This is a genomic window from Promicromonospora sp. NFX87 (genome assembly GCF_048564965.1).
Lineage (GTDB): Bacteria > Actinomycetota > Actinomycetes > Actinomycetales > Cellulomonadaceae > Promicromonospora.
This window is the reverse complement of sequence record NZ_CP183413.1, coordinates 446687-458385: the sequence shown is the minus strand read 5'-3', so window position 1 is coordinate 458385 and position 11699 is coordinate 446687. Positions and strand designations below refer to the sequence as shown.

General features: G+C 71.1%; 13 protein-coding genes and 1 tRNA gene. 6 read left to right on the top strand and 8 right to left on the bottom strand.

All coding sequences use genetic code 11. The annotated features are described in order from the left end of the window. Positions 1-58: 58 nt before the first annotated feature. Positions 59-133, bottom strand: a tRNA-Gln gene (locus ACNYC2_RS02250). A 232-nt stretch (positions 134-365) separates the two neighbouring features. Between ACNYC2_RS02250 and ACNYC2_RS02245 the strand changes: the two genes are divergently transcribed. Beyond that, complete coding sequence (locus ACNYC2_RS02245; protein WP_357454106.1) at positions 366-968, top strand: TetR/AcrR family transcriptional regulator; 603 nt, start codon at positions 366-368, stop codon at positions 966-968. 752 nt (positions 969-1720) lie between these two features. Here the strand turns inward: ACNYC2_RS02245 and ACNYC2_RS02240 are convergent. Further along, the gene (locus ACNYC2_RS02240) at positions 1721-2764 is read right to left on the bottom strand and encodes a maleylacetate reductase (RefSeq protein ID WP_419705494.1); all 1044 of its coding nucleotides are present in this window, start codon (positions 2762-2764) and stop codon (positions 1721-1723) included. A 103-nt stretch (positions 2765-2867) separates the two neighbouring features. Between ACNYC2_RS02240 and ACNYC2_RS02235 the strand changes: the two genes are divergently transcribed. Both ACNYC2_RS02235 and ACNYC2_RS02230 read left to right on the top strand, forming a co-directional pair. Beyond that, a complete protein-coding gene (locus tag ACNYC2_RS02235) occupies positions 2868-3371 on the top strand; it encodes a MarR family winged helix-turn-helix transcriptional regulator (protein ID WP_116676863.1) in 504 nt (167 codons plus the stop codon). Positions 3372-3418: 47 nt separating this feature from the next. After that, a complete protein-coding gene (locus ACNYC2_RS02230; protein ID WP_419705493.1) occupies positions 3419-3961 on the top strand; it encodes a DapH/DapD/GlmU-related protein in 543 nt (180 codons plus the stop codon). Between the two features lie 15 nt (positions 3962-3976). Here the strand turns inward: ACNYC2_RS02230 and ACNYC2_RS02225 are convergent, their stop codons facing one another. Then, positions 3977-4405, bottom strand: a complete 429-nt coding sequence (locus ACNYC2_RS02225) for a hypothetical protein (protein WP_419705492.1) — start codon at positions 4403-4405, stop codon at positions 3977-3979. 160 nt (positions 4406-4565) lie between these two features. Between ACNYC2_RS02225 and ACNYC2_RS02220 the strand changes: the two genes are divergently transcribed. Further along, positions 4566-5870, top strand: a complete 1305-nt coding sequence (locus tag ACNYC2_RS02220) for a CynX/NimT family MFS transporter (RefSeq protein WP_419705491.1) — start codon at positions 4566-4568, stop codon at positions 5868-5870. A gap of 56 nt (positions 5871-5926) precedes the next feature. Next, positions 5927-7234, top strand: coding sequence for an L-lysine 6-transaminase (gene lat, locus ACNYC2_RS02215; protein WP_419705490.1), 1308 nt, complete (start codon positions 5927-5929; stop codon positions 7232-7234). 93 nt (positions 7235-7327) lie between these two features. Here the strand turns inward: lat and ACNYC2_RS02210 are convergent, their stop codons facing one another. From ACNYC2_RS02210 to ACNYC2_RS02200, 3 genes are all read right to left on the bottom strand, one after another. Next, positions 7328-8011 carry a hypothetical protein gene (locus tag ACNYC2_RS02210; protein ID WP_419705489.1) on the bottom strand — a complete coding sequence of 228 codons (684 nt, stop codon included), beginning with the start codon at positions 8009-8011 and terminating at the stop codon, positions 7328-7330. 1 nt (position 8012) lies between these two features. Beyond that, the gene (locus ACNYC2_RS02205; protein ID WP_419705488.1) at positions 8013-8543 is read right to left on the bottom strand and encodes a peptidoglycan-binding domain-containing protein; all 531 of its coding nucleotides are present in this window, start codon (positions 8541-8543) and stop codon (positions 8013-8015) included. Between the two features lie 258 nt (positions 8544-8801). After that, on the bottom strand, positions 8802-9089 hold the full coding sequence (locus ACNYC2_RS02200) for an SDR family oxidoreductase (RefSeq protein WP_419705487.1): 288 nt from the start codon (positions 9087-9089) through the stop codon (positions 8802-8804). Positions 9090-9103: 14 nt separating this feature from the next. Here ACNYC2_RS02200 and ACNYC2_RS02195 point away from each other — a divergent pair, with 14 nt between their 5' ends. Beyond that, positions 9104-9274 (top strand): hypothetical protein, encoded by a 171-nt coding sequence (locus tag ACNYC2_RS02195; RefSeq protein ID WP_419705486.1) that lies wholly within the window; start codon positions 9104-9106, stop codon positions 9272-9274. Here ACNYC2_RS02195 and ACNYC2_RS02190 read toward each other — a convergent pair. Both ACNYC2_RS02190 and ACNYC2_RS02185 read right to left on the bottom strand, forming a co-directional pair. Then, complete coding sequence (locus tag ACNYC2_RS02190; RefSeq protein ID WP_116676871.1) at positions 9253-9720, bottom strand: Lrp/AsnC family transcriptional regulator; 468 nt, start codon at positions 9718-9720, stop codon at positions 9253-9255. The genes ACNYC2_RS02195 and ACNYC2_RS02190 overlap by 22 nt on opposite strands. Then, positions 9717-11585 (bottom strand): ABC-F family ATP-binding cassette domain-containing protein, encoded by a 1869-nt coding sequence (locus ACNYC2_RS02185; protein ID WP_419705485.1) that lies wholly within the window; start codon positions 11583-11585, stop codon positions 9717-9719. The genes ACNYC2_RS02190 and ACNYC2_RS02185 overlap by 4 nt, the downstream gene beginning before the upstream one ends. Between the last annotated feature and the right edge of the window lie 114 nt (positions 11586-11699).

Here is an 11699-nt window from a genome sequence, read left to right as displayed (position 1 = left end):
TGCCGGCTGAGGTGTCTCGGTCACGAGTGCTCCGATCGGTGGGTTCGTCAGATCCGGATGGCTCCGCCCCCAGGATTCGAACCTGGACTAAAGGCACCAAAAACCTCTGTGCTGCCGATTACACCAAGGCGGACCGGGCGCGCGCGGCTCCGTCGTGACCCGAAGCGGGCGTGTGCCACCGTCGCACGTCCGTGAACAGTCTGCCAGGTCCTGAGCCATGCCCCCGCCCGTACCGGGCGAGTCGTCAGCCACATCCGCGTTCGATCGCGTTCGCCTGTCCGGCACGTTCCGGACACGTCCGGAACTGCCGCTCGGGCACAATGAGCACCATGGCCGCCGACAACCGACGTACCCACCGACCTCGTATGACGGCCAGTCAGCGCCGCGAGCAGCTGCTCGCGGTCAGCCGCGGACTGTTCGCCGGCAAAGGCTTCGAAGGCACGAGCGTGGAGGAGATCGCGGCGCGCGCCGAGGTCTCCAAGCCCGTCGTGTACGAGCACTTCGGCGGCAAGGAAGGCATCTACGCGGTGGTGGTGGACCGCGAGGTCCAGGCACTGACCACCGCGCTGACGGGTGCGCTCGGCTCGGGCGGTCACCCCAAGGTCCTGCTGGAGCGGACGGCGCTCGCCCTGCTGGACTACATCGAGTCGTCCGAGGACGGTTTCCGCATCCTCGTGCGCGACTCCCCCGTCGCCCAGGCGACCGGGACGTTCTCGAGTCTGATCGGCGACGTCGCCACCCAGGTCGAGTCGATCCTCGAACCACAGTTCCGGGCCGCGGGGCTCGAGACGAGGACCGCCCCGCTCTACGCGCAGATGCTCGTCGGCATGATCGCGCTCACCGGCCAGTACTGGCTGGACGCCCGCAGCCCCAAGAAGACCGAGGTGGCGGCTCACCTCGTCAACCTGGCGTGGAACGGCCTGCACAACATGGAGAAGAAGCCGGAGCTGACCCGGCACTCGCGCTGAGGCGCCGGCGCGCCGAGCAATGCGCCCGAACTGCCACCATCCGGGCACGGAGCTGCGCTGACGCACCCGCCTTTTCCCTGAGGCAAAAAATGTGCGCGGTGCATTTATATAACGAACACCCCTCGCGATAACTCGCGAGGGGTGTTCGTTCAGCTGGGGATGCTACTCATGCCGCCGCAGAACGCGGCTGACGACGTACCCGCAGGTCAGAGACCGATCAGGCAGAGGATCTGCTCGACGGTGTAGCCGAGGTTGTGCAGGAGCTCCGAGAGGATGTCGACAACGGTCATGGGGCTATTCCTTCCAAAAAACGGGAAATCACAGGATGATCACCTGTGAGCGGAACAGTGTTCGCGTTCCATACATTAAGCACACGACACGGACTCTGCAATGGGAAAAGGATATTCACCCCCAATAGGCGCACGGTTTCACCCTGTGATATTGGATCAGGAATCGAACCACGGTTCGCCGCAAAGTGGACATATTCTTGAGCGTGAGTCGGCGATTGCCGGCCGACGGCGGTCGCCGGAGCGGGGCGGGCCTCGGGCGTCCGAGCCGCACCGGGGTCGACCGACCGCGAGATCGGTCGGTTGTCTCCGCCGTAGTTCGAGTTCGGTCGGTTGCCTCGAGATCGGTCAGTTGACGGACCGATCTCGAGGCAACCGACCGAACTCATGTCGAGCCGCGTGCAACTGACCGATCTCGCGAGACAACAACTCGCACGGCGAACTTCAGTCGCAGGACACGAGAGCTCACCAGGCGGCGAGCAACAGCTCCTCCACGGCGTCGGCGGTCACGGGCCGGGGGTTGGGATACGGGTCGGCCGCGACCTGTTCGGCCACCTCGCGCAGGGCGGTGCGCGGCACGCCGAGCGCACCCAGCGACGTCGGACCGTCGTGCCTGGCCGCCAGGGCGGCGATCGCGAGCGCCGGGTCGCCGTCCGCGGCGCGTGCCAGGCGTGCGGCGGCGTCGGGCGCTGCGGGCAGGTTGAACCGCATGACGTGCGCGAGGAGCAGGGCGTGCAGCTCCGCGTGGGGCAGGCCGAAGGTCCCGCCGAGCACATGCGCGAGCTGGTGGTGCAGGCCCATCCGGGCCTGCGCCAGGCAGGCGCCCGCCAGCCAGGCGGCCTCCTGGAGCCGGCCGCGGGCGACGACGTCGGACGGGCGGTCCAGGACCACGGGGAGCGCCGTGAGGATGCCGTCGGCGGCCTCGACCCCGTACGCGCGGGTCGCAGCGCTCGCGCCGGTGTCCCACAGCGCCTCGACGGCGTGCGCCAGCGCGTTGAGGGCCGAGGTCAGCGTCAGCCCGCGGGGCAGGGACAGCGTCAGCTCCGGGTCGTACACGACGGTGCCCGGCGCGAAGGCAGGGTCCCGCCGCGTCGTCTTGACGCCGTTCTCCGTCTCGCCGAGCACCGGCGTGGCCTCCGAACCCGCATACGTGGTCGGCACCGCCACCTGGGGCATGCCGGTCCGGATGGCCAGCGCCTTCGACAGCCCGATGGCCGAACCACCACCGATGGCGACTATCGCGTCGGCCCGCACCTCTCCGGCCAGGGCGAGCGCCTCGGCGGTCACCTCGACGGGCGTGTGCTGGACCGGGCGGGCGAAGGTCGCGACATGCCGCTCCCCGATGGCGACGGCCAGGTCCTGACCCGCCTCGGCCGACGACGGCGCCGTCACCAGCAGCACCCGCTCCGACCCGAGCCGCTCCAGCTCGTCCGGCACGAGGGATCGCGCACCCGGACCCTGCAGCACTCGACCGGCATAGACCTGGTGCACCCTGATGTCTGTTCCCACGAGGTATGAGCCTACGGTCGTCGTACAGCCCCTGACCAAGAGCGACGCCGCACCGACGCACTGTCGAGATTCTTGATGTCGAGATATCCGGTAGCCTCTCGCCATGGAGCACACAGGTCCCGCCGACGAGGTCGACCGCATCGTCGCCGCGTGGCGCCACGTGCGCCCGGACCTGGAGCTCGAACCCCTCACGGTGTTCAGCCGCGTGTCCCGCCTCGCGCGGCACCTCGATCTCGCCCGCCGCACCGCCTTCGCCCGGCACAGCCTGGAGACGTGGGAGTTCGACGTGCTCTCGGCGCTGCGCCGCGCCGGTGAGCCCTTCCGCCTGTCGCCCGGCACGCTCGTCACCCAGACCCTGGTCACCAGCGGCACCATGACCAACCGGATAGACCGCCTGGAGTCACGCGGGTTCGTACAGCGGCACCGCTCCCCCGACGACCGGCGCGGGGTGCTGGTCGAGCTCACCGACGAAGGGCTGGCGCGGGTCGACGCGGCGATGAGCGACCTCCTGGACATCGAGGCCAAGGTGCTGACCGCCCTGTCGCCCGCGGAGCGCCCGCAGCTCGCGGACCTGCTGCGCACGGTGACCGCCCAGTTCGACGACTGAGCTCGACGGGCACCTGTAGCGACAGGCACCTGTAGCAGGATCGGCGCATGACCGACGACCACCTCATGCGCATCCACGGCCCCGAGTTCCAGGCCATGGCCGAGCGGGTCCTGCGGGCCACCGAGCTCACCTCCCGCCTGAACGTCCTGCCCTTCGACGACGAGGCGGGCAAGGCGGAGCTGTTCGAGCAGATCCTCGGCAGACCGCTGCCGGCGAGGGCCACCATCTATCCGCCGTTCTACACGGACCACGGCCTGAACCTGGACCTCGGCGAGCGGGTGTTCGTCAACCAGAACTGCACGTTCCTGGACTACGCGGGCATCCGGCTCGGCGAGCGCGTCATGGTCGGGCCGAAGGCCACGTTCATCACGATGGGCCATCCGGTCGATCCGGAGGACCGCCGGACCTGGCTGAGCGGCGCGCCCATCGACGTGGCGGAGAACGTCTGGATCGGCGCCGGCGCCACGATCCTGCCCGGCGTCAGCATCGGCAGGGACGCCGTGGTGGCCGCGGGCGCCGTGGTGGCCGACGACGTCCCCGCCGCGAGCCTGGTGACCGGCGGCAAGGCGACCGTACGCCGGAGGTGGTGAACGGGCGGTCCCGGCTCAGCGGTCCCGGCGGACCACTACCTTCTCTCGCCCGAGCTGGTCGGGCAGGAAGAACAGGTCGTCGGCGTCCGCGACGTACAGCGGCAGCTCGCCCAGCTCCGCCGGCATGCCGTCGGCGTCGGTGACCGTCAGCTCGACGTGGTCGGCCGAGCTCTTCGAGTCGTACTTCCAGGTGCCCCCGATCTCGGCAGGGACCTCGTCGACCTTGCCACCCGCGGCGTTGGCCAGCACCTCGTCCGGGACCCCGACGGCCTTGAAGGTGCGGTCCTCACCGAGCGCGACGACGGTCGTGGCGCCGTCGCCCACGTACGAGCCGACGAACTCCGGCTCGGTGTAGTCGAGCTTCCCCAGCTCGAACGCGCAGCCCGAGAGCATGAGTACGCCGACGAGTGCTCCCACACCTCGGAAGACCTGTCGCTGCTTCATTCGACACCCCTGTTGTCCCGGACCTGCTGACCGGTCGCCCAATCTAACGGGAAAGCCGCATTCCCTCCTGGGGAGCCGTTATGACGATCTGCACACCATGTGCGGATGCGCTGGACACCCGATGCAACCAACAGACCCCGTCGCGCACAATGACAGCATCATGAGCAACATCCGCACAGCGGCAGGCGGCTCGGCGCTGCTCGTCGCGGTCCTCTTCTTCGCCCTGAACCTGCGCACCCCCATCACATCCCTCCCGCCGGTGATGGCCGACGTCGCGACAGGCCTGGGGCTGGACCAGACCCTTGCCGGACTGCTCGTGGGGATCCCCGCGCTGTGCTTCAGCGTGGTGGCGCCGGCGTCGTCGGCCCTGATCGCCCGGGCCGGGCCGTACTCGGCGGTCACGGTGGCCCTGGTGGGCGTGATCGCCGGAACCCTGATCCGGTCGGCGGGCACGGGCACACCAGGTGTCGTGGCGGCCTTCGCCGGCACGGTGCTGCTGGGCTGCGCGATCACGGTGGGCAACGTGGTGGTGCCGGTCATCATCGCGCGGGACTTCCCGACCAGGACGGCGCTGGCGACCGGCCTGTACTCGTCGACGATGAATCTCGGCAGCGTCTTCGCGACGTCGCTCACCGCGCCGTTCGCGGCCCTCGTCGGCTGGCAGGGCGCCGTCGCCTCCTGGTCGCTCGTCGCGGCGGCGGCGCTCGTCGTCTGGCTCGTCACCACCCGCCGCACGACGGACCCGCACGTCACGCGCGCGAACCGTGCGCCTCGCACGTCAGCGGACGACGGCGGTGCCCCCGGCGAGACGCCCGCCGACAGGCTGGTCGACGGGCCTACCGGTACGCCCGCTCCGCCGCCGACCGAGCGACCCGGCGAGACCTGGGGCGGCGTGGTGCGCCGTCCGATCACCTGGGCGCTGGCCGTGGCGTTCGCCGGGCAGTCGTTCTCGTACTTCGCGGTCACCGGCTGGCTCCCCGAGCTGCTGCGCGACCTGCTGGACCTGTCCGTGACCACGGCGGGCAACGCGGCGGCGCCCTTCCAGGGCCTCGCCATAGCGGGCAGCGTGCTGGTCCCGCTGGCGCTGGCGGCCCGGGTGCCGATGCGGGGTGCCGCGGTGACGATGGGCCTGCTGTGGGTCTCGCTCCCGGCGGGCCTGCTGCTGGCGCCGCAGTGGTGGCTGCTGTGGGTGAGCCTCGCCGGGATCGCCCAGGGCGGGAACTTCGTGGTGATCTTCACCCTCGTCGCGCAGCGGTGCCGCACGGTGGCGCAGACCCGGCGGACGGTGGCGGCGGTGCAGGCGTTCGGCTATGCCGTGGCCGCCACCGCGCCCGCCGTGATCGGCGCCGTGCACGCGGCGTCGGGCGGCTGGAACGCGGCGCTCCTGGTGCTGCTGGGCTCCACGCTCACGCTCGGGACGGCCGAGCTGCTGGCTACTCGACGCCCCAGACTCCTGCGGGGCTAACAGGAACATTTCCATAGGCATTGAAACTTGGCAGGATCATTGCCTACCTTTCCAGCATGACGACACATCTTGAGCCCACCGCAGTGCTCCCCACCCTTCGCGAGCACCTCCTGGTCGACGGGTTCGACCTCGTCCTCGACCTCACCCGGTCGCACGGCTCCACCCTGGTCGACGCGCGTGACGGTCGCGAGTGGCTCGACCTGTTCACGTTCTTCGCCTCCTCGCCCCTCGGCATGAACCACCCCGCCCTTGCCGACGACGCGGCGTTCCGCGAGGAGCTCGCCACCGCGGCGATCAACAAGCCGTCCAACTCCGACATCTACACGGTCGAGATGGCGCGCTTCGCCGACACGTTCGCGCGTGTCCTCGGCGACCCCGTGCTGCCGCACCTGTTCTTCATCGACGGCGGCGCGCTCGCCGTCGAGAACGCGCTCAAGGTCGCGTTCGACTGGAAGTCCCGCTTCAACGAGGCGAACGGCCGCTCCCCCGAGCTCGGCACCCAGATCATGCACCTGGAGCACGCGTTCCACGGCCGCTCGGGGTACACGATGTCGCTGACGAACACGGAGCCGGGCAAGGTGGCCCGGTTCCCCAAGTTCGACTGGCCGCGCATCCCCTCGCCGTACATCGCCGAGGGCAAGGACATGGACGCGGCGGAGGCGGCGGCCCTCGGGGCCGCGCGCGCGGCGTTCGAGGCCAACCCGCACGACATCGCGGCGTTCATCATGGAGCCCATCCAGGGTGAGGGCGGCGACCACCACTTCCGCACCTCGTTCCTGGCGGGCATGCAGGACCTGTGCCGGGAGTTCGACGCGCTGTTCATCGTGGACGAGGTCCAGACCGGCGCCGGGATCACCGGCACGACCTGGGCGTACCAGCAGCTCGGCATCACCCCCGACGTCGTCGCCTTCGGCAAGAAGACCCAGGTCTGCGGTGTCATGGCCGGCGGCCGCGTCGACGAGGTCCCGGACAACGCGTTCGCCGTCTCGTCGCGCATCAACTCCACCTGGGGCGGCAACCTCACCGACATGGTGCGCTCGCGCCGCATCCTGGAGACCTACGAGGCCGAGGGCCTGGTCGACCGGGCCCGCACGATGGGCAAGCGCCTGCACGACGCGCTCACCGAGCTGGCCACCCGGCACGACGGCGTGACCGACGTCCGCGGCAAGGGCCTGATGTGCGCGCTGACGCTGCCCTCCCGCGAGGTCCGCGACCGCGTGCTGAGCGCACTCACCGAGCGGAGCGTCCTGCTGCTGGGCTGCGGCGAGCGGTCGGTCCGGTTCCGCCCGGCGCTGACGGTCACCACCGAGGCGCTGGAGGCCGGCGTCAAGGCCCTGGACGAGGTCCTGACGGAGACGCTCTGACTCCGTAGCGGTATCGCGAAGTAGAGCGCTTGTCCGCAGCCTCCCGGGTGCCGCCCGGGAGACTGCGGACAAGCGCTCTACTTCGCGGTCGGGTTACTCGTCCTCGGCCGCGACGCTGTCCGCGATCCTGAGCAGCTCCGCCACCGTCGGCCCCGAGCCGCCCTCCGGCGTGCGGCCCATCGTGCCGAGCAGCAGGTAGGAGCCCGCGTCGTCGGTCCACTCGACCCGCACCGGCCCGAACCCGTTGTTGTCCACGCGGGTCACCCGCGCCTCCCGGCCCGAGTCCGCGAGATCCGACCACTCGACGGTCACGTTGTCGCCGGACAGCTCGCCCGACAGCTCGGTGGAACCCGGGTAAGCCACGTAGATGATGGCCGACGCCGGGTGGTACGCGCCGGACCGGACCTCGTCCTCGGGCCAGGACAGGCCGGGACCGCCGCGGAACGTCTGGTCGTTGTCGCCGCCCTCCAGCGGGTAGGTGATCCACGTGCCGAGGTGGTCCTCCGCGGTCGTGCGGCCGATCGCCGCCGAGATGTCGGCGGGACACTCGACCTCCGCCCGCTCGACGGCCTCCGGCACCCAGTGCGGCTGGCGCAGGTCCTCGGCGCAGGTCCCGGCGGTGAGCTCCGTGGCGTCCACGGGCGTGACGACGGGCTCGTCCTCCCGCGCCCCGAGGATCAGTGTCACGACGATGATGATGATCGCGCCGAGCAGCGTGACGGCGCCACCGAGCAGCCACTCCGGCCGGATCCTCGGCTCCTCGATGGTGGTGACCACGTCAGCTCTCGCACTCGATCTCGACCACCGCGTCCCGCGAGAGCGCGGTGATCTTGTTCGACGTGACAGGGCTGGCTGCGACGCCCGGCAGCACGTAGGAGCCCCAGTCGCACTCGTTGTCGGCGAAGAAGGCCTCCCGCGCGCCGCCCGGCGCGGCGTACCGCACGCGGTGGTCGGGCCCCCGGCAGTCGAACTCCGGGTCGCACAGGGAGATCAGGTAGGCACGCATGGTAAGCCATGTGCTGGTGTCGACGCAGCCGTTCACCGGCAGGCCGTTGTAGGCCTGGAACGCCTTGGCCGCGACCTCCGACTCGGCGTCCCACGACCCGTCGACCGGCTCCAGACCGGTGCCCGCCGACAGCACGTTCTGCGCCGCGACCACCGCGCCGCCGGACGTCTGGCCGCACTCGCCGACGGGGTCGTTGGACACCCACATCGCGCTCGAGTTCATCGCCTGCACCACGGCGGCGACGATCAGGGCGGCTGCGACGGTGCCACCGCCCGCCTGCAGCCAGGTTCGGGTGGTGGGCATTCCCTCGGCGCTCCTTCGTCGGCCCGACGCCGGGCCGGGCGATGTACTGGCGAGCGCGAGCGTAACAATCCGCCCTTAAAAGACGGAAGCGACGCACCGGGAGAAAACAAGGGCTAGTAGGCCGCCGAGCCCAACTGACTTCCGTTCACCAGGCCCGGAGCGACCGTATCCCCCGGAGTTACGGTCGCGACGAGCGTTACGGTCGCCACGAGCCTGGAGCAAGGCTAGGAGCGCCGGGGCCGGATGATCCGCCGTGACTCAGCGCGTCGTATGGGCGCCGCCGTTGACGTGCAGGGTCTGGCCGGTGATGTGGCGCGCGCCCGGTGAGGCGAGGAAGGAGACCAGCGCGGCGACGTCGTCGGGCAGGCCGGGGCGGCCGTCGTGCGTGGCGGCGACGAGCCGGTCGCGCCGCTCCTCGGTGAGGCGGTCCTTGAAGTAGCCGGTCTCGGCGATGTAGCCGGGTGCCACGCAGTTCGCGGTGATCCCGCGCGGGCCGACCGACGCGGACAGCCCCGCGGTCCACGCCTGGACCGCCGCCTTCGCCACCCCGTACGACGGCCGTGACGCTGACCGCCGCCGGGCACGAGCTCGTGGAGCGCGCGGTCCGCGACCTGCTCACGCACGAAGAAGAGCTGGTCGGCGGCCTGACCGCGGAGGACCGCCAGACGCTTGCGGGACTCCTCGCCCGGCTCGACCCGGGCGCCGGCCGTCAGGCCGGTTCGGTCGTCTGACCCTCGAAGTAGGTCTGCAGCACCACGGTGGTGCGGGTCGAGACCTTCGCCGTGCGGCGGATGCGCCCGAGCAGCTCCTCCAGCGCCCTCGGCGAGGCCACCCGGACCGTGAGCAGATAGTTCGCGTTGCCCGCCACCGAGTAGCAGGACTCGATGCCCGGCATGCCCCGCAGGCGTTCGGGCGCGTCGTCCTCCTGCGCCTGGTCCAGGGGCGTGATCTCCACGAACGCGGAGAGCGGCAGCCCGACCGCCTCCGGGTTCACCACCGCTCGATAGCCCGTGATGACGCCACGCGCCTCGAGCTTCCGCACCCGCACCTGCACCGCCGACAGGGACAGCCCCGAGATCTCGGACAGCACCGCGAGCGTCGTGCGCCCGTCCTTGCGCAGCGCGTCCACGAGCGCTCGGTCCACCCCGTCGAGCGGTGCCAGATCGTTGTCGGTCATCCCGCCACCTCCGCCGCTTCCAGCCAGGCCGCCTCGAGCTCGTCGCGCTCGCTCACCAGGTCGCGGAGCTCCGCGTCCAGCCGAGCGACAGCCTGGTAGTCCGTGGCCTGCTGTGCGATTGTTTCGTGCAGCTCGGCCTCCTTCTGGGCAATCTTCGCAAGACGGCGCTCGATTCGGGAGACCTCTTTCTTCGCGGCCCGGATGTCGCGCTGGTTGAGCGCCTCTCCCCCTGCGTCGCCGCCCGACACCGCAGCCGTGCCCGACGTCGTCCTCCCGGCGGCCGAACCGCCCGACGCACCGCCGCCGCCTGCGGGGGTGCCCGAGGCGGAGGCGCCGGCGGCCTTGGCCGCTGCCCGCAGCCGCAGGTACTCCTCGACCCCGCCGGGCAGGTCGCGGATCGTCCCGTCGCCGAGCAGCGCGACCTGCCGGTCCGCCACCCGTTCCAGCAGGTACCGGTCGTGCGAGACCACGATCAGCGTGCCGAGCCAGCCGTCCAGCAGGTCCTCGACCGCGGCGAGCGTGTCGGTGTCGAGGTCGTTGGTGGGCTCGTCGAGGAGCAGCACGTTGGGCTCGGCCACCAGCAGGCGCAACAGCTGCAGCCGACGCCGCTCGCCGCCGGACAGGTCCTTCACCGGCGTGTACGCGCGCTCGCGCGTGAAGCCGAGCTTCTCGGTGAGCTGCGAGGCCGTGAGCTCCTTGCCGTCGACGACGACCCGGCCCTTCTCCGACTCGATCACCTCGACCGCCGTCAGCCGCCCGAGCTCGTCCAGCTCGGAGACGTCCTGCGTCAGCTCCTTGACGTGGATCGTCTTGCCGCGCTTGACGCGGCCCGAGCCGGGCTCGCGGCGGCCGGCGAGCAGCGCGAGCAGCGTGGTCTTGCCCGCACCGTTGACGCCGACCACGCCGTACCGGTCCCCGGGGCCGAGGCGCCAGGTCACGTCGTCGAACAGGACCTTGCCGCCGAGCTCGAGCGAGACCGACTCCAGGTCCAGCACGTCCTTGCCGAGCCGCCGCGTCGCCATCCGGGTGAGCTCCATCGAGTCGCGCGGCGGCGGCTCGTCGTCGATCAGCGCGGACGCGGCGTCGAGCCGGAACTTCGGCTTGGACGTACGGGCCGGGGCCCCGCGGCGGAGCCAGGCGAGCTCCTTGCGCAGCAGGTTGTCCCGCTTCTCCGCGGCGGTCGCGGCCTGCCGCGCCCGCTCGGCGCGCGCCAGGATGTAGGCCGCGTAGCCGCCCTCGTACCCGTCGATGGCGCCGGTGCCGTCGCCGCGCACCTCCCACATGCGCGTGCAGACCTCGTCGAGGAACCAGCGGTCGTGCGTCACGACCACCAGCGCGCCGGTCGCCCCGGGGCGGCCGTACCGCTCGCGGAGGTGGGCGGCGAGCCAGGCCACGCCCTCGACGTCGAGGTGGTTGGTGGGCTCGTCGAGCAGCAGCACGTCCGGGTCCTGCACGAGCAGGGCCGCGAGCGCCACGCGCCGGCGCTGGCCGCCGGAGAGCTTGGCGACCGGGGCGTCCCAGGCGAGGTCGGCGAGCAGGCCTTCCTGCACCTGGCGGACCCGGGCGTCGGACGCCCAGACGTGCGTCTCCGCGTCGCCGTGCACGACGTCGAGGATCGTCGCTTCCGCGTCGAGCTCGTCCCGCTGGTCGAGCATGCCGAGGACCGTGCCGCCCACCTTGGTGACCCGTCCGGCGTCGGGCTGCGACGTGCCGGTGAGGATGCGCAGGAGGGTCGACTTGCCGGCTCCGTTGGGGCCGACCACGCCGACGCGGTCGCCGTCGTCGAGCCCGAGGGAGACCTCGGACAGGAGGGTGCGAGTGCCGATGGTCAGCGCGATGCCGTCCGCGCCGAGAAGATGTGCCACCCAAGCAGCCTAGTTCGCCGCGGGCCGGGGGCCGGACACGAGCCGTTGTTCTGTCTCGCCCGGAGGGCCCGGATCGGTATCTGTTCGATGTCGGACGCCGCGGTTACGCTGTCC